25 protein-coding genes are annotated in these 26,171 nt (G+C 61.2%); 9 read left to right on the plus strand and 16 right to left on the minus strand.

Translation table 11 applies throughout. The annotated features are described in order from the left end of the window. Window positions 1–3: 3 nt before the first annotated feature. Window positions 4–597: a glycerol-3-phosphate 1-O-acyltransferase PlsY gene (gene plsY / locus B2589_RS01515; protein WP_058340009.1), complete on the minus strand. Its 594-nt coding sequence runs from the start codon at window positions 595–597 to the stop codon at window positions 4–6. Between the two features lie 144 nt (window positions 598–741). Here plsY and folB point away from each other — a divergent pair, with 144 nt between their 5' ends. Continuing rightward, window positions 742–1,110 (plus strand): dihydroneopterin aldolase, encoded by a 369-nt coding sequence (gene folB / locus B2589_RS01520; RefSeq protein WP_058340008.1) that lies wholly within the window; start codon window positions 742–744, stop codon window positions 1,108–1,110. Next, complete coding sequence (gene folK / locus B2589_RS01525) at window positions 1,110–1,625, plus strand: 2-amino-4-hydroxy-6-hydroxymethyldihydropteridine diphosphokinase (RefSeq protein ID WP_286815394.1); 516 nt, start codon at window positions 1,110–1,112, stop codon at window positions 1,623–1,625. The genes folB and folK (B2589_RS01525) overlap by 1 nt, the downstream gene beginning before the upstream one ends. On the opposite strand, the gene pgi is transcribed toward folK (B2589_RS01525), so the two are convergent. The 10 genes from pgi to dksA form a co-directional block, all read right to left on the minus strand. After that, a complete protein-coding gene (pgi, locus tag B2589_RS01530) occupies window positions 1,608–3,269 on the minus strand; it encodes a glucose-6-phosphate isomerase (RefSeq protein WP_286815395.1) in 1,662 nt (553 codons plus the stop codon). The genes folK (B2589_RS01525) and pgi overlap by 18 nt on opposite strands. Window positions 3,270–3,325: 56 nt before the next feature. Then, window positions 3,326–4,174: a pantoate--beta-alanine ligase gene (gene panC, locus B2589_RS01535; protein ID WP_286815396.1), complete on the minus strand. Its 849-nt coding sequence runs from the start codon at window positions 4,172–4,174 to the stop codon at window positions 3,326–3,328. Continuing rightward, window positions 4,171–4,965 carry a 3-methyl-2-oxobutanoate hydroxymethyltransferase gene (panB, locus tag B2589_RS01540; RefSeq protein ID WP_286815397.1) on the minus strand — a complete coding sequence of 265 codons (795 nt, stop codon included), beginning with the start codon at window positions 4,963–4,965 and terminating at the stop codon, window positions 4,171–4,173. The genes panC and panB overlap by 4 nt, the downstream gene beginning before the upstream one ends. Window positions 4,966–5,040: 75 nt before the next feature. Further along, window positions 5,041–5,541, minus strand: a complete 501-nt coding sequence (gene folK / locus B2589_RS01545; protein ID WP_273134453.1) for a 2-amino-4-hydroxy-6-hydroxymethyldihydropteridine diphosphokinase — start codon at window positions 5,539–5,541, stop codon at window positions 5,041–5,043. Beyond that, window positions 5,538–6,908 carry a polynucleotide adenylyltransferase PcnB gene (gene pcnB / locus B2589_RS01550; RefSeq protein WP_036220063.1) on the minus strand — a complete coding sequence of 457 codons (1,371 nt, stop codon included), beginning with the start codon at window positions 6,906–6,908 and terminating at the stop codon, window positions 5,538–5,540. The genes folK (B2589_RS01545) and pcnB overlap by 4 nt, the downstream gene beginning before the upstream one ends. Window positions 6,909–7,630: 722 nt before the next feature. Beyond that, window positions 7,631–9,034 (minus strand): sigma-54-dependent transcriptional regulator, encoded by a 1,404-nt coding sequence (locus B2589_RS01555; protein WP_286815398.1) that lies wholly within the window; start codon window positions 9,032–9,034, stop codon window positions 7,631–7,633. Between the two features lie 7 nt (window positions 9,035–9,041). Further along, window positions 9,042–12,005, minus strand: a complete 2,964-nt coding sequence (locus B2589_RS01560; protein ID WP_286815399.1) for an ATP-binding protein — start codon at window positions 12,003–12,005, stop codon at window positions 9,042–9,044. Beyond that, the gene (locus B2589_RS01565; RefSeq protein WP_286815400.1) at window positions 11,995–12,171 is read right to left on the minus strand and encodes a hypothetical protein; all 177 of its coding nucleotides are present in this window, start codon (window positions 12,169–12,171) and stop codon (window positions 11,995–11,997) included. Before B2589_RS01565 ends, B2589_RS01560 begins: the two co-directional genes overlap by 11 nt. A 4-nt stretch (window positions 12,172–12,175) precedes the next feature. Further along, window positions 12,176–13,093 carry a tRNA glutamyl-Q(34) synthetase GluQRS gene (gluQRS, locus tag B2589_RS01570; protein ID WP_286815401.1) on the minus strand — a complete coding sequence of 306 codons (918 nt, stop codon included), beginning with the start codon at window positions 13,091–13,093 and terminating at the stop codon, window positions 12,176–12,178. 48 nt (window positions 13,094–13,141) lie between these two features. Continuing rightward, a complete protein-coding gene (gene dksA / locus B2589_RS01575; RefSeq protein ID WP_022990237.1) occupies window positions 13,142–13,582 on the minus strand; it encodes an RNA polymerase-binding protein DksA in 441 nt (146 codons plus the stop codon). A gap of 173 nt (window positions 13,583–13,755) precedes the next feature. On the opposite strand from dksA, the gene sfsA reads away from it, so the two are divergent. Continuing rightward, window positions 13,756–14,487 carry a DNA/RNA nuclease SfsA gene (gene sfsA / locus B2589_RS01580; protein ID WP_286815402.1) on the plus strand — a complete coding sequence of 244 codons (732 nt, stop codon included), beginning with the start codon at window positions 13,756–13,758 and terminating at the stop codon, window positions 14,485–14,487. 16 nt (window positions 14,488–14,503) lie between these two features. Here the strand turns inward: sfsA and B2589_RS01585 are convergent, their stop codons facing one another. Further along, window positions 14,504–16,084, minus strand: a complete 1,581-nt coding sequence (locus B2589_RS01585) for an AAA family ATPase (RefSeq protein ID WP_286815403.1) — start codon at window positions 16,082–16,084, stop codon at window positions 14,504–14,506. Between the two features lie 120 nt (window positions 16,085–16,204). Here B2589_RS01585 and mrcB point away from each other — a divergent pair, with 120 nt between their 5' ends. Both mrcB and B2589_RS01595 read left to right on the plus strand, forming a co-directional pair. After that, window positions 16,205–18,514: a penicillin-binding protein 1B gene (gene mrcB, locus B2589_RS01590; protein ID WP_339649606.1), complete on the plus strand. Its 2,310-nt coding sequence runs from the start codon at window positions 16,205–16,207 to the stop codon at window positions 18,512–18,514. Continuing rightward, window positions 18,511–19,101 carry a tetratricopeptide repeat protein gene (locus B2589_RS01595; protein ID WP_286815405.1) on the plus strand — a complete coding sequence of 197 codons (591 nt, stop codon included), beginning with the start codon at window positions 18,511–18,513 and terminating at the stop codon, window positions 19,099–19,101. The genes mrcB and B2589_RS01595 overlap by 4 nt, the downstream gene beginning before the upstream one ends. Window positions 19,102–19,140: 39 nt before the next feature. Here B2589_RS01595 and B2589_RS01600 read toward each other — a convergent pair whose 3' ends face one another. Then, window positions 19,141–20,082 (minus strand): DUF4382 domain-containing protein, encoded by a 942-nt coding sequence (locus B2589_RS01600; protein ID WP_286815406.1) that lies wholly within the window; start codon window positions 20,080–20,082, stop codon window positions 19,141–19,143. A gap of 249 nt (window positions 20,083–20,331) precedes the next feature. Between B2589_RS01600 and B2589_RS01605 the strand changes: the two genes are divergently transcribed. The 4 genes from B2589_RS01605 to B2589_RS01620 all read left to right on the plus strand — a co-directional run bounded on the left by B2589_RS01605 (window position 20,332) and on the right by B2589_RS01620 (window position 23,373). Next, window positions 20,332–20,871 carry an RNA polymerase sigma factor gene (locus tag B2589_RS01605; protein WP_286815407.1) on the plus strand — a complete coding sequence of 180 codons (540 nt, stop codon included), beginning with the start codon at window positions 20,332–20,334 and terminating at the stop codon, window positions 20,869–20,871. Between the two features lie 4 nt (window positions 20,872–20,875). After that, a complete protein-coding gene (locus tag B2589_RS01610) occupies window positions 20,876–21,568 on the plus strand; it encodes an anti-sigma factor family protein (protein WP_286815408.1) in 693 nt (230 codons plus the stop codon). Then, the gene (locus tag B2589_RS01615; protein WP_022990245.1) at window positions 21,565–21,966 is read left to right on the plus strand and encodes a hypothetical protein; all 402 of its coding nucleotides are present in this window, start codon (window positions 21,565–21,567) and stop codon (window positions 21,964–21,966) included. Before B2589_RS01610 ends, B2589_RS01615 begins: the two co-directional genes overlap by 4 nt. 84 nt (window positions 21,967–22,050) lie before the next feature. Continuing rightward, window positions 22,051–23,373, plus strand: coding sequence for a tetratricopeptide repeat protein (locus B2589_RS01620; RefSeq protein ID WP_286815409.1), 1,323 nt, complete (start codon window positions 22,051–22,053; stop codon window positions 23,371–23,373). A gap of 57 nt (window positions 23,374–23,430) precedes the next feature. Here the strand turns inward: B2589_RS01620 and hemL are convergent, their stop codons facing one another. From hemL to thiD, 3 genes are read right to left on the minus strand one after another with little or no spacing between them, the layout of a single operon-like run. Beyond that, window positions 23,431–24,711: a glutamate-1-semialdehyde 2,1-aminomutase gene (gene hemL, locus B2589_RS01625; protein ID WP_286815410.1), complete on the minus strand. Its 1,281-nt coding sequence runs from the start codon at window positions 24,709–24,711 to the stop codon at window positions 23,431–23,433. Window positions 24,712–24,723: 12 nt separating this feature from the next. Further along, window positions 24,724–25,383 (minus strand): thiamine phosphate synthase, encoded by a 660-nt coding sequence (gene thiE, locus B2589_RS01630; protein WP_058340004.1) that lies wholly within the window; start codon window positions 25,381–25,383, stop codon window positions 24,724–24,726. Then, window positions 25,380–26,141, minus strand: coding sequence for a bifunctional hydroxymethylpyrimidine kinase/phosphomethylpyrimidine kinase (thiD, locus tag B2589_RS01635; protein WP_167373025.1), 762 nt, complete (start codon window positions 26,139–26,141; stop codon window positions 25,380–25,382). The genes thiE and thiD overlap by 4 nt, the downstream gene beginning before the upstream one ends. Window positions 26,142–26,171: the final 30 nt, after the last annotated feature.

Consider the following 26,171-nt stretch of genomic DNA (forward strand, 5'->3'; position numbering starts at 1 on the left):
GTATTACAAACCGGTTTCCCGGCCCTGGGCCAGGCGGATCAGGTTATTGCGGTGGCGCACCACAATCAGCAGGGTAAGCAGGCCAAACAAGGGCAGGGTGTCCGGCTCCAGCAGGGCGCTGATGACCGGCCCGCTGGCAATGGCAATCAATGAAGCCAGCGCAGAGATACGCCAGCGCCACATGATCACCAGCCAGATGCCGGCCATGATCAGGGTTGTGACCGGTGCCAGCGCAAGGCCGGCCCCGAGGGCTGTTGCCACGCCCTTGCCGCCCTTGAACCGGTAGAACAGCGGAATCATATGGCCGGTTACCGCGCACAGGGCCACCATGGCCTGCACCAGGATGGACAGTCCCGCCAGGTGCGCCAGCCACACCGGTAGCCAGCCCTTGAAGGCATCCAGCGCTAGGGTGATCAGCGCCGGTTTCCAGCCGCCGGCCCGGTACACGTTGGTGGCTCCGGGGTTGCCGGAACCCAGCGCGCGCGGATCGGGCAACTGCCATGCGCGGCATACGGGCACGGCAAACAGCACCGAGCCGGCCAGGTAGGCGCCGAAGCAGAGCAGTACAATCACAATCGGGTTGCTGGTTACATCCATGGCTGCATCGCAGGTGCGCAGACGGCACCGGGTGTTCTGTGAGAAAATGCCGGCCCTTAAATCCGGCAGACAGGCGAACAGCCACAGTATCGCTTGCCTGTGCATTATTCAATCAGCCTTGAGTGGAACATCCTGGAGTCCGGTTTGGCAGATGCTTCAACAGACATCGTCTTCATCGAAGGCCTGGCGGTAGAGACCGTTATCGGCGTGTACGACTGGGAACGCGACGTCACCCAGCGGCTGCTGGTAGACCTTGAAATGGCATGGGACAACCGTCGCCCGGGTGCCAGTGACGATGTGGCCGATGCCCTGGACTATGCTGCGGTGAGCGAGCGGGTAACTGCCGTGCTGCAGGCGCTGCAGCCAAAGTTGCTGGAGCGGGCGGCGGAAGAGCTGGCCGGGGTGCTGCAGAATGAGTTCGGGGTACGCTGGTTGCGATTAACCCTGCGAAAGCCTGGCGCCGTGCCGGCGGCCAGGGCGGTGGGTGTAAAAATTGAAAGGGGAGAGCGGTGATGGCCAGGGTATATATCAGTATCGGCAGTAACATCGACCGCTACCGGCACGTAACGGCAGCACTGGATGCCTTGCAAGACTGGTTTGGTGAGCTGGTGATCTCGCCGGTTTACGAGAGCGAGTCTGTGGGCTTTGACGGTTCGGACTTTCTGAACCTGGTGGTGGGGGTGGAGACCGACTTGCCGGTTGGCGAGCTGTCTGCCCGTTTCAAGCAGCTGGAGCGGGAAAACGGGCGCAAGCCGGATGCTCCCAAGTTCAGCCCGCGAACCCTGGACCTGGATATCCTGACCTGGGGCAATGTTACCGGCGTAACCGATGGCGTTGAATTGCCCCGGGCCGAGATTCTGAAGAATGCCTTTGTGCTGCGTCCACTGGCGGATATCGCACCTGAAGATGTACATCCGGTGTGTAGCGAAAGCTATGGACGACTGTGGCAGGCCTATAGCACCGACCAGAAACTCTGGCCGGTGGATTTCACCTGGCAGGGGCGCCAGATTTCACAGGCCGTTGGCTGACCGGAACCGCTCAATCAGGTGATCGGTGGCGCTGTCGCCTGCCGTGCCGTCACTCTTTTCGCCCAGCAGGCGCGGCAGGATTTCGTTGCCAATCTGCTTGCCCAGCTCCACGCCCCACTGATCAAAGCAGTCCACGTCCCAGATAACGCTCTGCACGAAGGTGCGGTGCTCATACAGCGCAACCAGCGCACCCAGTGTCTCCGGGGTTAGCTGTTCCATCATCAGGATGTTGCTGGGCTGGTTGCCGGGGATTACCTTGTGCGGGGCCAGCGTCTGCGCTGCAGCCTCAGCCATGCCGCTATCCCGCAGCTCCTGAACGGCTTCCTCCCGGGTTTTCCCCGCCATCATGGCCCGTGCCTGGCTCAGGCAATTGGCAAACAGGGTGGCGTGGTGGTGTTCCACGGGGTTGTGGGACTTCAGCGGAATCACAAAGTCGGCGGGAATCAGCCGGGTGCCCTGGTGGATCAGCTGGTGATAGGCGTGCTGGCCGTTGGCGCCCACACCGCCCCAGAGAATCGGGCCGGTTGTGGAGTCCACGGGGGTGCCGTGCTGGGTTACCCGCTTGCCGTTACTTTCCATATCCAGCTGTTGCAGGTGTTCCGGCAGGTGTTTCAGGTACTCGTCGTAGGGCAGCACCGCGTGGCTACCAGCCCCCCAGAAGTTGTTGTACCACACGCTCAGCATGCCCATCACCACCGGCAGGTTTCGCTCGGCCGGGGTGTTGCGGAAATGGTAGTCCATGGCATGGGCGCCGGCCAGCAGGGAACGGAAGTGATCCATGCCCAGCGTCAGCGCGATGGGCAGGCCAATGGCCGACCACAGGGAATAACGGCCGCCCACCCAGTCCCACATGGGGAAGATGTTGTCAGCGGCAATGCCAAAGTCGGTGGCTGCTTCGATGTTGGTGGTGACCGCCATAAAGTGGCTGGCGATAGCCGTATCGGAGCCGCCATTGGCCAGGAACCATTGCCGGGCCACCAGGCTGTTATCGAGGGTTTCCTGGGTGCGGAAGGATTTGGACTGCACCAGGAACAGGGTGGTTTCCGGGTTGAGGGCCTTCAGGGTTTCGGAGATGTCGGTGCCGTCGATGTTGGCAACAAAGTGGCAGTTCAGGCCGCCCTGCCAGTAAGGCTTCAGGGCCTCAACCACCAGTTTCGGGCCCAGGAAGGAGCCGCCGATGCCAATGCTCACCACATCGGTCAAGCGTTTGCCGGTGTGGCCACGATGCTGGCCCCTGTGTATCGCTTCAACCAGCTGCTCCATGCGGGCCAGTGTGCTGTGCACTTCCGGCATGATGTTGCAGCCATCTACCTGTACGTCGGTATCGGCCGGCTGGCGCAGTGCCGTGTGCAGGGCCGGCCGGTTTTCGGTGATGTTGACGATGCCGCCGGTAAACAGGGCTTCTGTGCGCTGCTCCAGGCCACAGGCCCGGGCCAGGTCGGCCAGTGCGCTGAGGGTATCATCGGTCAGCCGGTTGCGGGAGAAGTCCAGGGTCAGGCCCGCAGCTTCGATCAGGTAGCGGGTGGCTCGCGTGGGATCGTCCCGGAACAGGTCTCGCATCGGGGTTTCGGCAAGCTTTTCTTGGTGCCGGATCAGCGCCTGCCACTCGGGCTTTTGGGTCAGTGCTGCCGTGTTGTCTGGCATCAGAGTGTCCTTTCTGTCTGCCGCCTTCCCCGTTCGGGCAGGCGGCAGTTCCGGGTTCAGCGGGTTACGGAAATATTGTCGATCAGCCTTGTGGTGCCCAGGAAGGCGGCGACCAGCAGGGTGAGCTCGCGGTCGGCTTCCGCTGCGGGTTTGAGGCTCAGGCTGTTCACGATATTAAAGTAATCCGGGCGCAGCCCGGCACCGGCCAGTGCCTCTTTGGCTTCCTGCTCCAGCGTGTTGAAGTCCGAACGGCCCTGCTCCAGCTGGCTGGCGACGCTGGTGAGTGTTTTGTACACCACCGGAGCGATGGCTCGCTCCTGGTCAGACAGGTAACCGTTGCGGGAGCTCTTGGCCAGGCCGTCGTCTTCGCGGATGGTCGGGGCGCCAATAATTTCGATGGGCATCATCAGGTCTCGCGCCATCTTGCGGATCACCGCCAGTTGCTGGAAATCCTTCTCGCCGAAGATGGCGATGTCAGGCTGTACCATGTTGAACAGCATGGTCACCACCGTGGCTACGCCTTCGAAATGCCCGGGGCGGCTGGCGCCGCAGTGGCCTTCGCTGACTTCCGGCACCAAAACCTTGGTCTGGTTGGCCAGGCCTTCCGGATAGATCTCGTCAACCGTGGGCGCAAACACCAGGGTGTTGCCGGCAGCTTCCAGCTGGGCCTGGTCTTCTGCCAGGGTGCGAGGGTACTTGTCCAGGTCTTCGCTGGCACCGAACTGCATCGGGTTCACGAAAATACTGGTGACCACGATATCAGCGGCTTCTGTGGCCTTGCGCACCAGGGAAATGTGGCCCTCATGCAGGTTGCCCATGGTGGGCACCAGCGCAATGGTTTTGTCCTGCTGACGGAACGCCTTCAGGATGCTGCGCAGTTCTTTCAGTGAATGTACGGTTCTCATGCCTTGAACGTATGCTCCTCGGCCGGGAATGAGCGGTCTTTAACGGCTTTTGCGTAGGCGGCAATGGCTTCCGGAATGGAGTCGGTCTCTGCCAGGAAGTTTTTCACAAAGCGCGGCTTACGGCCAGTGGTGACGCCGAGCATGTCGTGCAGCACCAGCACCTGACCGTCGGTGCCGTTGCCGGCGCCGATGCCGATGACCGGGGCTTTGACCGTCTGGGTGATGCGGGCAGCCAGCGGTGCGGGCACACATTCCAGCAGGATAACGTCGGCGCCAGCGGCTTCCAGTTCGCAGGCGTGTTCGATCATCGCCTCGGCGGCTTTGTCGTCACGGCCCTGTACCTTGTAGCCGCCGAACTTGTTGACGAACTGGGGGGTAAGGCCCAGGTGAGCACAGACCGGCACACCGCGTTCGCTCAGGGCCTCGATGGTGTCGCGCATCCAGTCGGTGCCTTCGAGTTTCACCATGTGGGCGCCGGCACGCATCAGTTCTGCGGCGTTGTTCAGGGCGTCGGCCACGGTGCCGTAAGACATGAAGGGCATGTCCGCCATGATCAGTGCGCCACGGTTGCCCCTGGCAACGCAGCTGGTGTGGTAGCCCATGTGCTCCATGGTTACCGGCAGGGTGCTGTCATTGCCCTGAAGAACCATGCCGAGCGAGTCACCAATCAGGATCACGTCTACGCCCGCTTCACTGACCACCTGTGCAAAGGTGGCGTCATAGGAGGTGAGGGCAGAAAAGGCTTCGCCCTTTTGCTTGTATTCCCGCAGGGTGTTGATGGTAACTGCCATAGAATCCTTGCCTTTGAATAGATGAATGCCGGGGTATACCTGTTACAAGAGTAGCACGGAGTTGCCAGCTGTTAATCAGTTGCTTCCGCCTGTGGGTGGCAGTTTGCGCAGCTGATTGTCCGGACACTCGGACCGCAGCTGGTCGACGCGGCGGCCATCGGGCAGGCTCAGTTCCGGGTTCAGGTCCAGCAGGGGTTGCAGCACGAAGTCCCGGTTTGCCAGCTCGGCGTGGGGTATCGTCAGCCGCTCATCTGCCAGCTGTTGGTCGCCATACAGAAGCAGGTCAAGATCCAGGGTGCGTGGCCCCCAGTGGCGCAGCCGCTCCCGGCCGTGGGCCTGTTCGATAGTTTGCAGGTGGTCCAGCAGCTGGTGTGGCGGCAGGGCCGTGCGCAGTTCGACAGCGCCATTCACAAAATCCGGTTGATCTTGCGGGCCCACGGGGCGGCTGGCGTAGAACGGCGACTGCGCCATCAGTGTGGTGTCCGGCAGGCTGGCCAGCTCGGCGACGGCGCGAGCAAGCTGGGCAGCGGGGTCCTGCAGGTTGCTGCCCAGGCCGACGTAAGCCAGCACCGTCATGACTGAGGCGGCCGTTTCACCGGGCTGCGCTTGCGCCGGCGTTTGCGGGGCGCCGTGGCCGAGCCAAGCTGGGACAGCATTCTTTCCTGGCCGCGCTCGTCCACTCTCTGGAATTCGGTCCACCACTGGCCGAGGCCGGGTTCAATCTCACCAGCAGATTCCCGTACTAACAGGAAGTCGTAGGCAGCCCGGAAGCGGGGGTGGGTGAGCGTGGCAAAGGCCCGCTTGCCCTGGCGCCGGGGCAGGCGCATCTGCATTTCCCAGATTTCTTTCATGGGGCCGGAGAAACGCTTGGGAATGGATGTGGCCTGAACCTGGCGGCCGATAACCTTGCCGATAGCACCGTGCAGCGCCGGTTGCACCGGGTCGCCGTTGTCCTGGCGGCGGCGCCATTCCACCTGCAGGGCAGGCCACAGCATGGCGGCAAACAGGAAATACGGTGTTACCGATTTGCCCTGAGCGATGCGGGCATCGGTGTTGCGCAGGGCCTGGAGGATCAGTTCGTCGGGTTCGCCGGCTTCAATAGCACGGGCGGTCTCCGGGAACAGCGGCTCCAGCAGGTTGTATTGCTGCAGCAGGTTATAGGTGGCTTCGCCATGGCCGGCGGAGAACAGTTTCAGCACTTCATCAAACAACCGGGCCGGCGGAATGTGGCTCAGCAGGGGCGCCAGCTCCCGGATCGGGGCCTCGGTTTCCGGTTCGATCTCGAACCCGAGCTTGGCGGCAAAGCGGATGGCCCGCAGCATGCGCACAGGGTCTTCCCGGTAGCGGGTTTCCGGATCACCGATCAGACGGATCTGGTGGTTTTTCAGGTCTTCCACGCCATTGGCGAAGTCGATAATGCTGAAGTCGCGGATGCAGTAGTACAGCGCGTTGATGGTGAAGTCGCGGCGCAGGGCGTCTTCTTCCTGGTTGCCGTATACGTTGTCCCGCAGCAGCAGGCCGTGCTCACTGGTGCGGTGCTCGTCGTCGGCAACATCGTCTTCTGCATCCCGGGCATTGCCCCGGAAGGTGGTGACTTCAATAACTTCGCGGCCAAACACCACGTGCACAATACGGAACCGGCGGCCGATCAGGCGGGAGTTCCGGAACAGGTCGTGGACCTCTTCAGGGGTGGCATTGGTGGCGATGTCGAAGTCTTTGGGTTTGCCGCCGAGCAGGATATCCCGCACGCCGCCACCCACTAGGTAGGCTTCGTAGCCAGCTTTGTTCAGGCGGTGCAGCACTTTCTTGGCCGGCTCGCTGATCATCGAGCGGGACACGTTGTGCTGATCCCTCGGGATCTCTTGCCGCTGGTAGTGTCTGGCTTTCTTTTTCCCGTTGCCGGGCATGAAAGAGCGGAGTTTTTCTACTAGTCGTCTAGGCATGGAATTCCGTGTTTGCGAGCCGCAAAAACGGGGATTTTAACGGTTTGCGCAGGAATTGCACACGTTTGGCGGGAATCGCTGGCAATAAAGTCGTTTCAGGGGGTGTTTCGGGAAGGTGTTCGGCTTTTGTGGAAGCCAGATAATCAAAAGGCGGGTTCGCGATTACGAACCCGCCCTGAAAGCGTTGACGATCTGCATTGTTCTTGTTGTTGTCGGGATTCTTTTTGATTTTTCTACCCCACCGTGTTGCCCCAAAGTCAGGGCTTATAAGCAACGCAAACGGAAAGCTTTGAATACATGAGCAGTCAGAAACATGGCGCGGGCTTTACAGCAGTTGCGGTGTCGCCTGGAAGACGATTCTTCTCCACTTCTACAACTCGCGCATGTTGTGGGACCACTAAAAAAGCAAAGTACCCAAAACACTCAGTTCGCTCGCGTCCTGTTTTTGTTTTTGTTACCGGACGCTCTTGCAGCTTTTTGTTTTTGTTTTGACGCCGCGTTGTCACTCTTGTTTTTGTTGTTGTGCGCTTAATAGGTTGCAGGGGGCGTGCCAGTTTTTGAAAAGTGTTTATTAACAGCGGGTTACGAAAAATGCAGATATAAGTGTTACCCCGTACCCGCTGGAAGTGTTACCTGTGTCACGTTATCTGGGGAGGGAGTGTTACCGTGAGGAACAGGGAGGTAACAAATGAACAGGGGCTCATTTGTTACCTTTCGGATGGTTAGCTGCCGGCGCCTTTTTTACGGGGGATGCCCAGCCGCTGGCGGCGTTCCCACAGCGATTTACGGCTGATGCCGAGTTTCTGGGCCAGCTCGGTTTCACTCATACGATCTTGATTTTCAAGCACAAAGTGCTGGAAGTAATCTTCCAGAGACAAGTCATTGGCAGAATCTGCGTCGCGGGTGGGCGTTTGTTCGTTGTCGCCTTCCACCAGGGTTTCCGGGATGTATTCGTCGCCGTAATCACTGTCCAGATCCAGCACAGAGGGGGTGATGACGTCGGTATCGGTCAGGATTGACGCCCGCTCGATGGCATTTTCCAGTTCCCGCACGTTACCAGGCCAGCGGTAACGCTCCAGGGCTTGCATGGCTTCCGGGCTCAGGCTGAGGTCCGGGCGTCCGAGTTTCTCTGCTTGCCGTTTCAGGAACCGGCTGGTCAGGCCCAGCACATCGCCCCGGCGTTCCCGCAGTGGCGGAATACGGATCTGCATCACGTTCAGGCGGTAATAAAGGTCTTCCCGGAACTCGCCGGTGCGGGTCATCGCTTTCAGGTTGCGGTGGGTAGCGGCGATCATCCGCACGTTTACTTTCTGGCTTTGGGTAGAGCCTACCCGGCGTATTTCGCTTTCCTGCAGTACCCGCAACAGGCGGGCCTGGGCTTCGGCGGGCAATTCGCCGATTTCGTCCAGGAACAGGCTGCCACCGTCGGCAGCTTCGATCAGGCCGGTACGGGCTGAAACCGCACCGGTAAAGGCGCCTTTTTCGTGGCCGAACAGTTCCGATTCAATCAGGCTCTCGGGGATGGCGGCGCAGTTTACCGAAATCAGGGGCTTGTTGGCCCGGGGGCTGAGCAGGTGCAGGGCCCGGGCGGCCAGTTCCTTACCGGTACCGGATTCGCCCTGGATAAGCACCGTGGTTTCTGTGGGGGCTACCTTGCGGATCAGGGTGAATACCCGCTGCATAGGCTCGCAGGTGCCAAACATGACGGTCGATGGATCACCCGATGGGGTGTCTGCGGTTCGGGCTGGGTCTTCATCGGCCCGGCTGCTGGCGGGCTCGTGGCCGCGGGCCAGGATGTTCTCCACGGCAGCCAGCATTTCGTCATGGTCGAAGGGCTTGGCAATGTAGTCCACAGCGCCCATTTTCATGGAGTCCACGGCGGAGCGCAGGCTGGCATAGCTGGTCATGATCAGCACCGGGGTGTCCGGCGCCCGGGTGATCATTTCGGTGCCGGGCGCGCCGGGCAGGCGCAGATCGGTGATGATCAGGTCAAAGCTGTCGGGGTCCAGCCCTTCGGCTTCTTCTACAGAGACGGCATCGGCCACTTCGTAGCCGGCGTGCTGCAGCAGTTTGCGGACTGCCGAGCGGATAATGTCTTCGTCTTCAACTATCAGAATACGGGGCATATTGCGTTCACGACCTTTCGTTCGGGCTGCTGTTGCCGGTATCGGTTTCTGGCTCGTAGGCGGGCAGGCGCAGCCTCATGCAGGTGCCGCGGCCGGCGGCTTTGTCGGCCGGGCTTTCTACCTGGATGTTGCCATAGTGTTCTTCAACAATACTGTACACCAGGGATAACCCCAGGCCCGTGCCTTTGTTGGGGGCCTTGGTGGTGTAAAAGGGCTCGAATATGTGGTCCAGCTGATCTGCCGGTATACCGGAGCCTTCATCAATCACCTCGATGATAGCGGAGTAGCCGTCGCCCTTACCATTGACCGTTATGGTACCTCCGTCTGGCGAGGCGTCCCTGGCGTTGGCCAACAGGTTAACAAATACCTGAACCAGCCGCTGCTCGTCGCCCAGCACCTGCATGGAGGGCGGGCAGTCGTTAACAAAGCGGATGCCCATGCCCCGTTCGCTGAGTGACAGCAGGTTGATGGATTCTTCCACGCAGCGGTGAATGTTGACCGGCTCATAGCGGTTTGCGTGGGCATGGTTGCCGGTACGGGCGAAGTTCATCAGGGATTGGAGGATGGCGGAAATGCGCCGGGTCTGCTGCTGTATCTGGTCTGCGGTTTCCAGGATGCCAGGGTCGTCGGTTTCCAGCTTCAGGTTCTGGGCCAGGGAGGAAATGCCGGTGACCGGGTTGCCGATTTCATGGGCCACGCCAGCGGCCAGGCGGCCAACAGAGGCCAGCCGTTCGCTGTGCATCAGTTCGTCTTCCAGCAGGCGGGTTTCGGTCTGGTCTTCCACCAGGATAATGGAACCGCCTTCGGTGTGGTCCGGGCCGCTCAGGGCCGCTTTGTGCAGGTTCAGCCAATGGGGCTTGCCCCGCAGGTCCAGCCGGTGCTTGTAGCGGTGTAGCTCCGAGCCACGGTTAAAGTCATCCAGCAGGGTGTGCCAGTGCTCGGGAAGGGCCATCAGCCGGGCGCCCACCACTTCGTCAGCGGAAATGCCGGTGAGTGCTTCGATGGCGTGGTTCCACATCAGGATTTCGCCGTCCTCGCCCACCGAGCAGGCCGGGATTGGCAGGTTCTGCAGGGTTTGCCGGTAATGCCGGCGCAGGTTGTCCAGTTCCCCGGCCAGGCCGGTCAGCTGGTTCTGGTAATCCCCCAGCGCCCGCTCCACATAGCGGATATCCTGGCCGGTGACGCCGTGGGTCAGAGGCTTGAAGCCCAGGTGCCGCTTTACAATATCCCGGGCCACCGAGGGCCCCAGCAGGCCGGACAGGTTGATTTCTATCTGGTCCCGCAGCCGGCGCAGCTGGTACGGCCGGAACTCCACATTGGGCAGTTTCAGCTGGGCCAGGGCCCGCTCCACTTCCCGCCGTGCCACGCTCTGGCCCAGCGGATCCGCCAGTTGCTGGATGAATTCCTTGGAGGATGCTGCCAGCAGTTCCCGGCGCTGGGGCCGGGACAGTGCGCCCATGGAACAGGCCTGGGCAGCGCTGGTTTCTTCCGCCGACGCGGGGCTGATGATCGAGACCAGGGCAAAGACCGAGATATTCGCCGTCAGGCTGATAAAGGTAAAGATGTGCCAGTTGTCGTAGCCCGGGTTGATGGGCAGGTCGAGCCAGTACAGCAGATCCGTGGCAGACGAGAACGGCAGTACCAGGGTAAACAGCCAGATGGTCAGGCCGGTAACCAGACCCGCGACCAGCCCCCGGCGATTGCCTTCCGGCCAGTAGATGACTCCGAGCGCGCCGGGCAGCAGTTGCAGGGTACCGGACAGGGAAATCGCGCCCAGAATGGACAGGTCCAGCTTCTGGCCGATGGTTTCGTGGAACAGCAGGGCCAGGAACAGGATAACGGCGATCAGCAGGCGCTTGACCCACTGCAGCCAGCGGTAGATGTCGCCCTGATCCCTCGGGGTTTTCAGGGGCAGCACAACGTGGTTCAGCACCATGCCGGCCAGGGCAAGGGTGCTGACAATCATCAGGCCGCTGGCGGCAGACAAACCGGCAATGTACATCAGCATGGTCAGGGCCGGGCTGCCCAGCGCCTGGGCAACGCCGATACTGAAGAAGGCGGGCGGCGAGGTGACGTCCAGTGCCTGTGCCCCCCAGACAATCAACGGAACCGGCAGGCCCACCAGCAGCAGGTAAAGCGGCAGGCCCCAGCTGGCCTTGGCCAGCGCCCGGGGTGACGGGTTTTCGCTGAAGGTCATGTGGTACATGTGTGGCAGCACAAGGGCGGCGGCGAAGGACATCAGCAGCAGGGCGCGCCAACTGCCGTCGTTGATCGCCATGGTCATGGCTGCTTCCGGGTGGGAATTCTGCGCCAGCCAGTCGTCCAGCCCGCGGGTGCCATCGAAGACACCGAACAGGATGACGCCGCCAAGCACCAGCAGGGCGATGACCTTCACCAGCGAGTCGAAGGCAATGGCCAGTACCAGGCCCTGATGGTTGCCGGAACTCTGATGCCGTCGTGCCCCGAACAGCATGGTGAACAACACCACGATCAGGGCAAACATCACGCTGATGGCTTCCGGTGAGGTGGCCGGCGCCAGCAGGCTGGCAGATACGGTAACCGCCTGTATCTGCATGCTCAGCAAGGACAGGATAGCGGCGGCGGAACAGAGGGTTACCAGGGTGCCCGCCCACTGGCTGCGATACCGGTAGGCGAACAGGTCGGCCAGGGATGTGAGCTGGTAGGCCCGGGCAATTCTCAGAATGGGGTTAAGCAGCACCGGTGCCAGCAAAAACGCACCACTGATGCCCAGGTAATAGGCCAGAAAGCCGTAGCCGGACTCCGCTGCCATGCCAATGGCGCCATACACGGCCCAGATGCCGGCATAGACCCCGAGGCTGAGGGTATACACCAGGGGGTGACGCACCCAGCGGCGCATCATTGTGCCCTGTTCGGTGCCCCAGGCAATACCGAACAGCAGGACAAGGTAAAGAAGGCTGGCCAGTAACAGGCCGGTGGCACTAAAACTCATTGGGATCCCGTCGCCATTCCAGCCAGACGCCGATGGCTATCAGCCCGCCCCAGGTCACATAGGGGCTGTACCAGACGTTATCCGGCGACGTCCACCAATCCAGGATGTTCGGGGAAAAAATATAGATGGCCAGTACCAGCAGAAAAACCAGACGGTAAATGTACATCGGCTCAGTGGTCCGAACGGGTGTGTGTACCGGGGGTTATACCACGGGCCTGCCGGGATGTCAGGGGAATAGCCTGTCGCTGCCAGTTTGCCCGGCCCCAGTCCAGTATCGCGTCCACACCGTGAGCGGCCAGTTCCGGTGGCGGATTTTGTCCCAGCGCCTGCAGTGCCTGTACCAGGTTCTCTGCCGGGCGGGTATCGTCCAGCGCCGGGGCATGGGTCTGTTTGCTCAGTTTCTGGCCCTGGTCGTTCAGGATCACCGGAATATGCAGCCAGTGGGGCGGCTGTGTGCCCAGCGCCCGGTAGATCTGTTGCTGCTGGGCGGTCATGTCCAGCAGGTCTGAGCCACGAACAATGTGGGTGATGCCCTGGTCGATGTCGTCCACCACCACCGCCAGCTGGTAGGCGTAGAAGCCTTCCTTGCGCAGGATGACCGGGTCGTCGAGTTCGGCATGTACCTGCTGTTGCCGCGGGCCCAGCAGCTGGTCATGCCAGTGGCTGGTTTCGTCATGCAGGGCAAAGCGGATGGCGAAAGGCTCGTTGCCGACACCGGCAGTGCCGTTGCGACAGTGGTTCGGGTGCCGGCCACCATGGGCTTGCAGTTGTTTGCGGGAACAGCGGCAGCGATAAGCCTTGCCGGATTCCAGCAGCTGGGCGATGGCGGCCTGGTAGGCGCCATGGCGCTTTGACTGAAAGCGTATCGGTTCGTCCGGGAACAGGCCGTGGCAGTCCAGGGAATGGAGGATTTGTCCGGTGGCTTCGGGTGGTTCCCGCAGGGGGTCCAGATCTTCGATTCGTACCAGCCAGTCACCGCCAGCGGTTCGGGCTTCCAGCCAGCTGGCCAGGGCCGTAACCAGTGAGCCGAAGTGCAGGGGGCCGGTTGGGGAAGGCGCAAAGCGCCCGCGGTAGCGGGGTTGCTTCATAGGGAGTCATCTGGCCGGCAGCGGGTGCTGCCGGCCATTGAGGCGTGATCAGATGCCAGTCTGGCGCTCGCGGATTTCTGCCAGGGTTTTACAGTCGATGCAGAGCGTGGCTGTCGGGCGGGCCTCCAGCCGGCGAATACCGATTTCCACACCGCACTGGTCGCAAAAACCGTAGTCGTCTTTGTCGATGCGGTCGATGGTCTGGTCAATCTTCTTGATCAGTTTACGCTCACGGTCCCGTGTGCGCAGTTCCAGGCTGAACTCTTCTTCCTGGGTTGCGCGATCGCTGGGATCCGCGTAGTTTGCGGCGTCTTCCTGCATATGGTGCATGGTGCGGTCCACTTCTTCCATCAGCTCCTGTTTCCATTGCAGGAGCAGATCTTTGAAGTGCTGCAGCATGTCAGCACTCATATACTCTTCACCCTTCTTCATTTCATAAGGGGTGAAGTTGGTAAAACGTTCGCGTGGTTGTTCTGCAGTGTTTGCCATTGAACCCGGCCTCTTGTTTGTACTTCACAAGAACGCTTTGCTTCCGCCGCGCCAGCGTGGCTGCGCGGTTTAACCCTGGATAAAGCATTCGTCCTGAATCGGGAGTTTGCGGAAAATAGCAGATAAGTTACGGGGGTGCCAGCCCTGTAACGCCGACTTTATGGGGAGATCACGTGAAGTTTCCTGAACCTTTGGTGGAAGGGCGCCTGATCCGGCGCTACAAACGCTTTCTGGCGGATGTCCGCCTGCCCGGTGGCGAGGAGGTAACCGCTCACTGTCCCAACACCGGTTCCATGCTGGGGTGCCAGCCGGAGAACGCCAGGGTGTGGCTCAGCCGCAGCGACAACCCCAAGCGCAAGCTGCAATACACCTGGGAGTTGGTGGAAACCTCACCCGGGGTGCTGGCCTGTGTGAATACGGCGCGGCCCAATGCCCAGGCCCGGCATGCCATTGAAAGCGGCGTGGTAGAGGAGTTGGCCGGGTACAGTACGGTCCGTAGCGAAGTGCGGTACGGTGAGGAAAAAAGCCGGATTGACCTGCTGCTCTCCGGCCATGCCAGCGAGCCGGATGCCTGGGTGGAGGTCAAGAATGTCACCCTGGCCGAAGGCGGGCGGGGCTATTTTCCGGATGCGGTCACCGAGCGGGGGCAGAAGCACTTGCGTGAGTTGATGGCGCAGGTGGCAAAGGGCGACCGTGGGGTGCTGTTCTTTCTGGTGAACCACACCGGTATCGAAGAAGTACGCCCGGCAGACCACATCGACGCCCGTTATGGCCAGTTACTGCGCCAGGCTTGTGAAGCGGGGGTGGAAGTGGTGGCTTATCGGCCTGCCCTGGCCGGTGACGATGGTAATCCCACCGGCCGGCTGGACCTGACAGAGGCGGTACCGGTCAACCTGGAGCCCTGACCGGTACCCTGAGGGCTTACTGGGCCGGAGCCAGGCCCAGGTGCTGGCGGATACGGTCTGCCACTGCCTCGGCCACATGCTCCTGCTCGGTGTGCAGGTGCACGGTGTGGGTTTTCTCTTCCGTGGTCAGGGGTTCGAACCAGCTTTGCTGGGCATCCAGCAGCTCTTCGGTAGCCTCGGAGGCATCCCCTTTGCGTTTGCGCACCCATTCCCGGCGCAGTTGTTCCGGTGCTTCGCAGTGCAGCAGGGCAAAGGGCACGCCCTGGTTTTCCGCGACACTGGCAAACAGGTTGCGTTCATGTTCCTTCAGGCAGGCGGCATCTACGATCACGGAGGCGCCGGAGGCCAGCAGGTCACCGGCCAGGTTCGCCAGGTGCTGATAGGTTTGCTCTGTCACTTCCGGGCTGTACAGGTCTTCACCCAGGCCTGACTTGCTGCTGTCCAGCGGCCCCAGGCCATGCAAGCGCTTGCGCTCGACATCCGAACGCAGGCGAATCAGCCCCAACTCGCCGGCCATGGCGGCACTCACACAGGTCTTGCCGCTGGCAGAAAGCCCGGTGGTGGCCAGCAGGTAGTGATTGGGAATGGCGCCGTAGTTTTCCGCCAGCTGGGCGTAGCCGCGATAGCGCTGCATCAGTTCTTCCCGCTCCTGCTCGTTCAGGCTCGGATTGCCCATGGTGAGCAGGGCAATCTTGGCCCGCACCATGGCGCGGTAGGCTTTGTACAGGGGCAGCAGTGCCAGCCCTTCGAAGTCGCCGCGGTATTCCAGGTAGGTGTTCAGAACCAGGTTGGCCAGCGCCGGCTCGTTCCGGGATTCCAGGTCCATCAGCAGGAAGGCCAGGTCGTTAATCACATCAATCCAGCGGAACGGCTCGTTGAATTCGATGCAGTCAAACACCGTTACCTTGTCGTTGAATACGGTGATATTGGCCAGGTGCAGGTCGCCATGGCACTCCCGCACCAGGCCGTTGGCCCGGCGGCTGGCGATCAGCTCGCGGTGGCGTTCAAAGGTGGTGCGGGTCCAGTCTTCCAGGGCGTCCAGCTGGGTCAGCAGGGCCTTGTCGGTCAGCAGGGGGCGGACCTGGTCAAAGTTCTCCTGCATGGCGGCGTAGACGGCTTCCGGTGTGCCCAGGGGCTTGTCATCGGTAATGGGGGGCAGGCTGTCGTGAAACTGTGCAGCCTGCCTTGCCACGCTGGCCAGCAGCTCGGCCGTCAGCTCGCCCCGTTCCTGGCGACGGTCGAACAGCTCGTCCTGATTGAACTGGCGCATGCGGATGGCGTATTCGAAGGGCTCGCCTGCACCGCCGATTTGCGGTTGCTCCGGGCTGCCGGTGATGGGCAGTACATCCAGGTAAAGCTCCGAGGCCAGCCGGCGGTTAAGCCGAAGCTCCTCTTCGCAGAAGTGTTTGCGGCGTTCGAGGGTTGAGAAATTGAGGAAGCCGAAATCCATGGGCTTCTTGATTTTGTAGGCGTAGTCGCCGGTCAGCAGAACCTGGGAAATATGGGTTTCGATAACCCGGAAATCCTTCACCGGGTGGTCGTACAATTCCGGGTTCTGCAGTGCCTTCACCAGTGTATCCGGGGCGTTCTCGCTCACATTGTTCTCCTGGGTTCCCTGAACTCGTTGATTTTTCTTGGCCTATCATAGCGGGCAGATTACAGAAATAACACATTACAGGCCTGCCGGTCGCCCATGTGGCTTCGTTATAATCGCGGCATGAGTAAATCATCTTCTTCCCGTAAAAAATCTCCCAAATCCCGCTCCGGAAACCAGAAATCCGGCTTCTGGCGTTTCATGCTCCGGGCCGGTGCCCTGGGGCTGGTGTTGCTTGCCGGCTGGATGGTGTACCTGGATGCGGTGGTCACCTCCCGTTTCGAAGGCCGGCGCTTTGAGGTGCCATCCCGGGTGTATGCCCGGCCACTGGAACTGTATGACGGCGCCAGCGTAAGCGCAGGGAGCCTGGTGCGTGAACTGGAGCTGTCCGGTTATCGGTCGGGTGATGGCGTGCGGGCCGGCACTTATCAGCGTAATGGTGGCCGTTTTGTCATCAGTACCCGTGGTTTCCTGTTCCCGGACGGTGAAGAAGCCCGGCGCCGGTTATCGCTGGTGGTGAGTGGCGACCGGGTCAGCTCGTTCTCAGTACTGGCGGGGCCATCGGCTGCGATTGTGCGGCTGGAACCGGCCCGCATTGGGGGTATCTACCCGGCCCATCGGGAAGACCGGGTACTGGTGCAACTGGAAGAGGTTCCGGAATTGCTGCCGCTGGGCCTGATGGCGGTGGAAGACCGCCGTTTCTACGATCACTTTGGCGTTGCGCCGCTGTCCATTGCCCGGGCCATGCTGGCCAATATCAAGGCGGGCGGGATTGTTCAGGGCGGCAGTACCCTGACCCAGCAGCTGGTGAAAAACTTCTTCCTGAGTCGGGAGCAGACACTGGTTCGTAAAGGCAACGAAGCCCTGATGTCGATTTTGCTGGAACTGCATTACGACAAAGACGACATCCTGGAAACCTACCTGAACGAAGTGTATCTGGGGCAGGCGGGCACCCGCAGCATTCATGGTTTCGGCCTGGCCAGCCAGTTCTATTTCGGTGAAAGCCTGAAAGACCTGGCCCCGCACCAGCTGGCACTGTTGATTGGTATGGTAAAGGGCCCCAGCTATTACAATCCTCGCCGACACCCGGAACGGGCCACGTCGCGCCGGAACCTGGTGCTGGATGAAATGGCCGAGGCCGGGCTGCTGGCCGAACCGGAGCTGGCGAAGCAGAAATCACGTCCGCTGGGTGTGAGCGCAAAGCCTTCGTTTACCGAGAACCGTTACCCTGCCTACATCGACCTGGTGCACCGGCACCTGGCCCGGGATTACCAGCAGGAAGACCTGCAGAGTGAGGGGCTGCGTATTTTCACTACACTTGACCCTGCGGTGCAGCATGCTTCGGAAACAGCGGTCAGCAAAACCCTGCCGAAACTGGCCAATGCGGATGAACTGGAAGCCGCACTGGTGGTTACCGCAAAGGATACCGGTGAGGTGCTGGCACTGGTGGGTGGCAAGGATCCGCAATTTGCCGGCTTTAACCGGGCGGTGGATGCCCACCGGCCGATGGGTTCTCTGATCAAGCCGTTTGTTTACCTGACCGCCCTGGAACAGCCGGATCGCTACACGCTGATCACGCCGGTGAAAGACCAGGCGTTCACCCTGGAATTCGATGACGGCCGGCTCTGGCAGCCGAAAAACTTTGATAAGGAAGAGCGCGGCGAAGTGCCTTTGCACCTGGCCCTGTCCAAATCCTATAACCTGCCTGCGGTGCGGGTGGGGCTGGATATCGGCATTCCGAATGTTCAGCAAACACTCCGGGATTTCGGGGTGACCACGCCGATATCCGATTACCCGTCGATGCTACTGGGTTCTGTGTCCCTGGCTCCGGTGGATGTGGCCCAGCTGTATCAGGGCCTGGCCACCGGCGGTTTCAACACCCCCTTGCGCACCATCCGGGAAGTGACCGATGCCGATAACGAGCCGTTGTCCCGCTACAACCTGAAAGTAGACCAGGTGGCAGACCCGGCCGCCGTGCACCTGGTGCAGTACGCCATGCAGGAAACCATGCAGGAAGGCACCGGCCGCTCTGCCTACTATACCTTGCCTGACCAGCTCACCCTGGCCGGTAAGACCGGCACCACCGATGATGGCCGGGATGCCTGGTTTGCCGGCTTCAGCGGCGACTTGCTGGCGGTGGCCTGGGTGGGCCGTGACGACAACGGGCCAACGGTTCTGACCGGCGCCTCTGGCGCGCTGCCGGTGTGGTCATCGATGATGTCGCAGATTCCCCAGCACGGGTTTTCACCGGTAATGCCGGACGGCGTGCAGTATCATTGGGTAGATGCCGAGGCCCAGGCCCTGACCGGTGAGGGCTGTGCCAATGCGCGGCTGGTGCCATTTATCACCGGCAGCGAGCCGGTAATGAGCACAGATTGCAACGGCAATATCGGCCGGCAAATTCGCAGTTGGTTTGAAGGATTGTTCCAATGATAAAAGTAACCAGTATCCGTTTCGCACCGCTTGCCCTGGCGCTGGCCCTGGCGGGTTGTGCCAGCGGCCCCGGTGGTGGCTCCATTTATGTGCCGATGGGCGGCGGCGAACCCTCCCGGGCACCCGAGCCGCCGAGAACTGCGGAGCCTGAGCAGAATTCTGAACAGGAGCCGGAGCCTCGCGTCTGGCGCAAAAGCGAAGAGCCCGCCGTGAGCGAGCCGGAACAGCCGTCCCGTACCCCTAGCTACCGGGAATCCGGGGACGCCCTGCCGGCAGCGGCGGTAACCCTGATTCGGGACGCCGACCAGCGTTTGCAACAAGGGGATTCTGCCGGAGCAATCTCCAGTCTGGAGCGGGCACAGCGAATCGCGCCCCGTTCGGCAGAGGTCTATTTCAAGCTGGCAGAAGCCTATGTGGCCGGTGACAACCTGGGAGCGGCGGAGCAGTTCACCCTGAAAGGGCTGTCTCTGGCGGGCAATAACTCAAGCCAGCAGCGTTCAGGCTGGCTGTTGCTGGCGGATATCCGTCGGGCGAGGGGAAATGTTGCGGGGGCCAGCCAGGCCGAGGATCGGGCCCGGGCGTTGTAACCGAGGCCATCCGTGGCCTCGGGTCTTTCTGCAGCGTAATCAGGGCTGCAGCGGAATGGGGTCGGCCACGGTGGTTTCTCCGGCAACCACTTCAAGGGTCTGGGTGCCTTCAAACTCGATGGTATCGTCCACCTGGTTATCATCGACCTGACAGCTGTAGCTGACGGTGTACAGTCCCTCAGTCAGGAATGCCGCAGTCCAGTCGTATAAAGTGCCTTCGTCCTGGGCTTTAACCGGTACTACCATCAGGGGGTTGGCTCCGTCACGCTCGACGTTCAGGTCAATCGGATCTACGTCAGCGCCTTCATAGACGTACACTGAACCTTCGTAGTCTGCACTGCAGGTCGCCAGATCAGCACCTTCCATTCGGACTGACTGGATCTGGGCGTAATCTACCTCGCCCTCAAGCGTGCCCACTTCCAGATTGTTTACCAGGCGCAGAACCGGCTTCAGCATAAAGTCGGCCAGCGCATTTCCTTTCGGATCTACGATAGATTTCCGCACATCAAAGTCGATGGTGAAACTGGTGCTGGTATCGGCTGCAACCACAAAGCCGCCTTTCAGTTTGAGGCCGCTCTGCTCACCGGACGGAACGGCCAGTGTGAACTGGGCATCACCTTCGGACTCCTTGGTCACCCAGGAGTTTTCGGTGTCTACAATCAAGCGGATTTCTTCATATTCGCCAGCAGGCACTTCTTCGTTAGTGATCAGCGGTTCGGTTACGCCGCCCTGAAGCGTCAGCAAGTCCAGGGTGCCTGTCTCTTCAAGGCTGAATTCCAACCAGTCACCATCAGCGGGTTTCAGGCGGATAGTGTTGAACGCGATATGCACGCTGCTCAGATCCATGGCGGGCGCATCCGTCAGCCCCACCGAAACTGTACCTGTTTGTCCGGTACTGCCTCCGTCGCTGCCACTGCCACCGCAGGCAGCCAGGGCGCCGGCGAGGGCGGAAACTGCGAATACCTTGGTTGAATTCTTCATAAATCCTCCGGTTTGTATTCTTTCCGTTGTAAGTCCGGCGTTGTGGTCGCCAGTATTGATCTCACGAAGCCGTTGCGGGTGGGGTTCCATTACTTTGATTAACATTTGCACATGCTTTGGCCATAATGCGTGGCAAGTGCATGGCGGGCGCAGCTGTTATAGACTGCGCGCTTCCCGAAACCGCAACCAGGCAGTCGTTTTTTGGCAATCCTTCCGTTTCGTCCCTCAGCCCAGAAGCGTTTTCAGCGTATGGTGCAGCCGCACCTGCAAGCTATGCACAGCTTCGCCTGGCGACTGACCGGCAACAGCCAGGATGCCGAAGACCTTGTGCAGGATGTGGTGGTCAAACTTTACCCCCGGCTTGATGAACTCGAATCCGTAGACCAGCTGCGCCCGTGGCTGAACCGGGTTCTGTACCGGCAGTTTATTGATGGCCTGCGCAAGAAGAGTCGCCAGGCGGATCAGCCGGTGAGTGACCTGATGGATGCCGACAGCCAGTCAGACTGGCTGGATTCACTGGAAGCGGACGACCATTCACCGGAACTGGCCCTGGGACAGGCGCAGCTGGGCCCGATGCTGGACAAGGCGTTGGCACGATTGTCACCGGATCAGCGCACGTTGTTGCTGCTGCACGATGTGGATGGCTGGCGCCAGGAAGATGTTGCCGAGGTGCTGGGTGTGCCGGTGGGAACGGTAAAATCCCGCTTGCACCGGTGCCGGGCCAACCTGCGAAAATTTCTTCAGGAATGCATGGAACCGGAACCCGGTTCCGGGCGTCAGGAACTGTGAGGTGATGACTATGTCCTGTTCGCAAATCCGATCACAATTGCCTGGCTTTGTCAGGAATCAGCTGGCTTCCGGGGAGGCGCAGCAGGTGCGCGCGCACCTGGAACACTGCCAGTCCTGTGCCCGGCAGGCAGAGATCGAAGCAGCCCTGAAGGATGAGCTGGCCAGTCGCTATGCGGTACCGGCTGCTTCGACGGATTTCGAAAGCCGGGTGTTGGCCGCGGCATCCGGTTCCGGTCAGGGCCGCAAGGTTCACCTGGCCTGGGGTGGTGCGGTAGCTGCCGCCCTGGTACTCGGGCTGATGCTGGGGCGTGGAATGCCGGAGCCGGACCCTGTGCCGCAACTGGCCAGTGAGCCGGCACCGGAGGAGCAGAGTGCTGGCCCGATGCCGGAGCCCGTGGACAGAACGGTACGGCTGGCCTTCACGGCCGGTGAGCCCCTGGATAATGTCACGCTTACCCTGGCGTTGCCGCCCCATGTGGAACTGTCCGGATTGCCGGGCCAGCACCGGGTTAGCTGGCAGGTCAGCCTTGAACAGGGCGATAACGTGCTGGCCCTGCCCCTGAAAATCCTGTTTCCCGGTGCCGGTGAGCTGATTGCAGAACTGGATGCCAACGGGCGACAGAAGGTGTTCCGGGCGGTTGTGCCCCAGCATCCCGGTAACAGTGTGCCCAATGAGCAGGAGGAACCGGCAACATGAGTGTTGGTAAAAATATAACGTTTGGCGGTTGGCTGCTGACCACCAGTTTGCTGGTTGTGGCGCCCTTAGCTGCGGCGAATGACCTGGATGTCACCATGCGTATGGTGGAAGACAGCGAAGACCTGACCAACTCGGTTACCCGCGAAATCCGCCTGCCGGAATTACCGGTGTTGCAGCGCAAGGCAGGCGACCAGGGACGGGCTCGTCCGGATGCTCCGGGGCGTGAAGTGTCAAAAGATGCCCGCGAGCGTGGCCGCGACTTTGGCCAGTCAGTATCTGAACGGGCCAGGGAAGCTCGGGAAAAAAAGCCGGAACCGGCAATTGACCGGCTGCCACAGCCGGCTCTGGATGCCCGCGAGCGCAAACCGGATATGCCGCCACAATCGTCACGTCCGTAATTTCTCACTTATGGTAACCTCAAAGCCCTGACAGCCCGGCCATACCCGGGCTTATCTGCTAATCACTAGCCTCGGGGTTTCCTGTTGTTCAGATTCCTGCTTGTTCTGAGCCTGCTGGCACTGGCCGGTGCTGCCTGTGCCAGTGGCGATACCTCTGCCGGGCAGGCGATGACCGCCGGTATCGAACAATTCCGCGAAGGCAATTACCCGCTGGCCCGGGAGCACTTTGAGCGCTCGCTGGCGCTGGGTGCCGACACGCCCGCACTCCGCTACAACCTGGGCGTGGTCTGCTACAAAACCGGAGACTATGCCGCGGCCCGTAATCATTTTTCGACGTTACTGAATGGCGACAGTCAGGCCCTGGCCCGTTATAACCTCGGATTGGTGGCACTGGCTGAGGGCCAGCCCGGACCGGCCCGCGACTGGTTTGGCCAGGCGGCAGCCGATGACGCACCGGATAAAGTGCGGCAGCTTGCGGAGCGCCAGCTTGCGGACCTTTCAGTTCAGGACAACGCTTCCCGGCAACAGTCCATGTTGGCCCGACAGGGCTATCTCTCTGCGGGTCTGGGCTACGACAGCAACATGGCCGGGGTGCCCGAGGATTCTCCCAGTAATCGCGGCAGCGCCTTTGCCGAGCTGGTGGCGGCTGGCAGCCTTGGCTACCAGGCCACGGAGCGTTGGCGACTGGTTTGGGATGGTGTGTTCTATGGCCAGGACTATCACCACGACAGCGACTATGACACCTCGGTACTGCAGGCGCGGATAACCGCTTTGCAGGTGGTCGATGTCTGGGAACTGGGAATGCGTGGGGGCGGCTCCAGAGCCTGGCTCGGCGGCGATGAACTGGAAACCCGGGCCGGCCTAGCGTTACTGGCCCGCACCGATGCCTGTACTGGGGCGGCCCTGTTGCACGGTTGTTCCTTTGAGCTGGCGGCAGAGCAGGTAAACGGCGGCCCCGGATACAGCGCCTACGATGGCCAGTGGTATCTGTTTGAAGCCCGGGCGGACCGGACCCTTGCGGGCTGGTTGCTTGAAGGTTTCTACCGCTGGGAGTCCAACAACCGGGACAATTTCAGCCAGGAAGGCTATGTGGTGAGTGTCTCGCCCCGCCACCATGAAATCGGCATCGAGGCGATATACCCGTTACACCCGGATGTGCTGGTAGGCGCAGAGAGCGCGCTGCGGCACAGCCGCTATGATTCACCACACCAGTGGCTGGAACAGGATGTGTTGGTGGAGCGCAGGCGGAAGGACACCCGTCTGGAGTTGGGGCTGATGGCGGAATACTGGCTGAACCGGCAGTGGCTGGTGCGCAACCAGTGGCTGTATCGCAACCAGGACAGTGGAATTGACCGGTATGACTACGACCGGCATACGCTGACGGTCTCGCTGGAAGGGGTATTCTGAAAGCAACAGGTTGCCCCGGCCCGATGATGACCCGGGCCGGGACTGATTGCTTACCCGTTACAGGGTAGCCATCACCTTGCGCGCAGCGGCGATGGTGAACTCGATGTCTTCTTCAGACAGCGCGGCACACACAAAACCTGCCTCGAACGCAGACGGTGCCAGGTACACGCCTTCGGCCAGCATGCCCTGGAAGAACTTCTTGAAGCGCTCTACGTCACACTCCATGACCTGGTCAAAGCGGGTAACGGAGTCTTCCTTGGTAAAGAAGAAACCGAACATGGCGCCGGCGGATTGAACCGCCAGCGGAATGCCTGCTTCGTCGGCTGCAGCTTTGAAGCCGTCCCGCACCTTGTTGGTTTTCTCGATCAGTTTGTCGTGGAAGCCGGGCTCGGAAATGGCATTCAGGGTGGTCAGGCCGGCGGTCATGGCCAGCGGGTTACCACTCAGGGTGCCTGCCTGGTAAACCGGGCCCAGCGGAGAGATGTGCTCCATGATTTCCCGCTTGCCGCCGAAGGCGCCGACTGGCAGGCCGCCACCGATCACTTTGCCCAGTGCGGTCAGGTCCGGGGTGATGCCGTAGTAACCCTGGGCTCCGCCGAGGGAAACTCGGAAACCGGTCATCACTTCGTCGAAAATCAGTACGGTGCCGTGCTCGTCACACACTTCCCGCAAACCTTCCAGGAAGCCCGGGACCGGCGGGATGCAGTTCATGTTGCCGGCCACCGGCTCCACGATGATCGCGGCAACCTGGTCGCCGATCTCCTTGAAGGTTTCCCGCACACTGTCGATGTCGTTGTAGGTAAGGGTAATGGTGTGCTCGGCCAGGCTGGCCGGGATGCCCGGGGAGTTGGGCACGCCCAGGGTCAGGGCGCCGGAACCGGCTTTCACCAGCAGCGAGTCCACGTGCCCGTGGTAGCAGCCTTCAAACTTCACAATCTTGTCGCGGCCGGTGTAGCCACGGGCCAGGCGGATGGCACTCATGGTGGCCTCGGTGCCGGAGTTGACCATGCGCACCAGTTCAATGGACGGCACCAGTTCGCACACCTTCTTGGCCATCTCGGTTTCGATGGCGGTAGGCGCGCCGTAGCCAACGCCAAGGTCGACCTGGGCGTGCAGTGCCGCTTTGATGCGCGGGTCAGAATGACCCAGGATCATCGGGCCCCAGGAGCCGATGTAATCGATGTAGCGCTTGCCGTCTTCATCGTAAAGGTAGGCGCCTTCGGCATGGTTGAAAAACACCGGGGTGCCGCCCACGCCACGGAATGCCCGCACCGGAGAGTTAACGCCGCCGGGAATGTATTTCTGGGCCTGTTCAAACAGATCTTCAGAATGAGTCACAGTGAGCTCCTGTCAGTCGGAATGTGTGTAAAGCGGATGGTGCCGGGCAAACAGCTGGCAGAATTGCTTTGCCCGGGTTTCAATCTCGGTTGGAGTGCCGCCGAACAGACCGCCGACCACGGCCAGCAGGTCTGCGCCGGCCAGAATCAGCGGCTCGGCGTTATCGGCGGTTATGCCCCCAATGGCGGTAATCGGCAAGGCCAGTGTTTTCGCTTCGGTCAACACGGTTGCTTCGGCCGCCGGCGCGCCGGGCTTGGTGCCCGAGTTGTAGAAGCGGCCAAAGGCCAGGTAATCGGCGCCGGCGGATTTTGCTGCCCGGGCCAGTTCAAGGCGATGATGGCAGGTGATGCCGATAATCGCCTCCGGGCCCAGCAGGCGCCGGGCTTCGTCCGGAGCACCGTCGTCCTGGCCCATGTGAACGCCTGCCGCGCCAACCCGGTGTGCCAGCTGCGGGTCGTCGTTGATCAACAGGGGTACGCCGGCGTTGCGGCACAGGCTGTTGAGGTCTGTAGCCTGGCGCAGCCGTTCTGCAGACGAGGATCCCTTGTCCCGGTATTGCACCAGCACGGCACCACCGCGCAGCGCGGCTTCAACGGAATCCAGCAGGGTTTCCGGGGGCGTCAGCCGGTTGTCGGTGATGGCATACAGCCCCGGTTGCAGCTTCTGGCTCAGCGTTCCCACAGGATGCCCCGATCCGGAATTCGCTGGCCCTGGCCCACGCTGAGGGCATGCAGCAGCGTGCGGTGTACATAGTTCTGGGCCTGGGAGATGGACGCCCGGGCTGATAACCCACTGGCCATCCCGGTGGCAATGGCGGCAGCCAGGGTGCAACCCGTACCGTGGTATTCGTTACTGCCAACCCGCTCGACTTCCCAGTGCATGGGTTCCGGGGAGTGGTTGTACAGGGTGTTGGTAATGTGAATGCCGGTGCCGTGGCCGCCGGTTGCCAGTACGGAACGGCAGCCAGCTTGCAGCAGGTTCAAGGCGGCCTGGTCGGCATCATCGCTGCCGCCGAGTTGTGTCAGCTCCTCGCCGTTCGGGGTGATCATTTCCGCGCGAGGGAACAGTTTGTCCTTCATGGCCTGGACCAGCTCGTCATCGGCCAGGTCGCCACCACCGGCGGCCTTGATGACCGGATCGACAATCAGGGGCAGTTCGTCATCCTGGCTGTCCAGGAAGTCCTTCAGTACAGCGACAATGGCGGCGTTGCCCAGGGCTCCGGTTTTTACCGCGTGGATGGTGATGTCCTTGTCCAGGCACTGCAATTGCTGGCGGATCAGCTGGGCGTCAACGGCTTCGGCGCCATACACGTTGTGGGTATCTTGTACCGTCAGGCAGGTAACAACCGGTAACGGGTGGCCGCCCAGTGAAGTAATGGCCTGGATGTCAGCCTGGATGCCGGCACCGCCGGAAGGATCCAGGCCAGACAGTACAAGAACGTGGGGGCGGGTGTAATTGTT

Origin of the sequence: Marinobacter sp. UBA3607 (assembly GCF_002375525.1) — a bacterium.
Classification (GTDB): domain Bacteria; phylum Pseudomonadota; class Gammaproteobacteria; order Pseudomonadales; family Oleiphilaceae; genus Marinobacter; species Marinobacter vinifirmus.

Excerpts from the sequence above, each read along its gene's own strand:
- plsY (WP_058340009.1), bottom strand. The coding sequence starts at position 597 with ATGGATGTAACCAGCAACCCGATTGTGATTGTACTGCTCTGCTTCGGC.
- folK (WP_286815394.1), top strand. The coding sequence starts at position 1,110 with ATGGCCAGGGTATATATCAGTATCGGCAGTAACATCGACCGCTACCGG.
- pgi (WP_286815395.1), bottom strand. The coding sequence starts at position 3,269 with ATGCCAGACAACACGGCAGCACTGACCCAAAAGCCCGAGTGGCAGGCG.
- panC (WP_286815396.1), bottom strand. The coding sequence starts at position 4,174 with ATGAGAACCGTACATTCACTGAAAGAACTGCGCAGCATCCTGAAGGCG.
- panB (WP_286815397.1), bottom strand. The coding sequence starts at position 4,965 with ATGGCAGTTACCATCAACACCCTGCGGGAATACAAGCAAAAGGGCGAA.
- folK (WP_273134453.1), bottom strand. The coding sequence starts at position 5,541 with ATGACGGTGCTGGCTTACGTCGGCCTGGGCAGCAACCTGCAGGACCCC.
- pcnB (WP_036220063.1), bottom strand. The coding sequence starts at position 6,908 with ATGCCTAGACGACTAGTAGAAAAACTCCGCTCTTTCATGCCCGGCAAC.
- B2589_RS01555 (WP_286815398.1), bottom strand. The coding sequence starts at position 9,034 with ATGCCCCGTATTCTGATAGTTGAAGACGAAGACATTATCCGCTCGGCA.
- B2589_RS01560 (WP_286815399.1), bottom strand. The coding sequence starts at position 12,005 with ATGAGTTTTAGTGCCACCGGCCTGTTACTGGCCAGCCTTCTTTACCTT.
- B2589_RS01565 (WP_286815400.1), bottom strand. The coding sequence starts at position 12,171 with ATGTACATTTACCGTCTGGTTTTTCTGCTGGTACTGGCCATCTATATT.
- gluQRS (WP_286815401.1), bottom strand. The coding sequence starts at position 13,093 with ATGAAGCAACCCCGCTACCGCGGGCGCTTTGCGCCTTCCCCAACCGGC.
- dksA (WP_022990237.1), bottom strand. The coding sequence starts at position 13,582 with ATGGCAAACACTGCAGAACAACCACGCGAACGTTTTACCAACTTCACC.
- mrcB (WP_339649606.1), top strand. The coding sequence starts at position 16,205 with ATGAGTAAATCATCTTCTTCCCGTAAAAAATCTCCCAAATCCCGCTCC.
- B2589_RS01595 (WP_286815405.1), top strand. The coding sequence starts at position 18,511 with ATGATAAAAGTAACCAGTATCCGTTTCGCACCGCTTGCCCTGGCGCTG.
- B2589_RS01600 (WP_286815406.1), bottom strand. The coding sequence starts at position 20,082 with ATGAAGAATTCAACCAAGGTATTCGCAGTTTCCGCCCTCGCCGGCGCC.
- B2589_RS01605 (WP_286815407.1), top strand. The coding sequence starts at position 20,332 with ATGGTGCAGCCGCACCTGCAAGCTATGCACAGCTTCGCCTGGCGACTG.
- B2589_RS01610 (WP_286815408.1), top strand. The coding sequence starts at position 20,876 with ATGACTATGTCCTGTTCGCAAATCCGATCACAATTGCCTGGCTTTGTC.
- B2589_RS01615 (WP_022990245.1), top strand. The coding sequence starts at position 21,565 with ATGAGTGTTGGTAAAAATATAACGTTTGGCGGTTGGCTGCTGACCACC.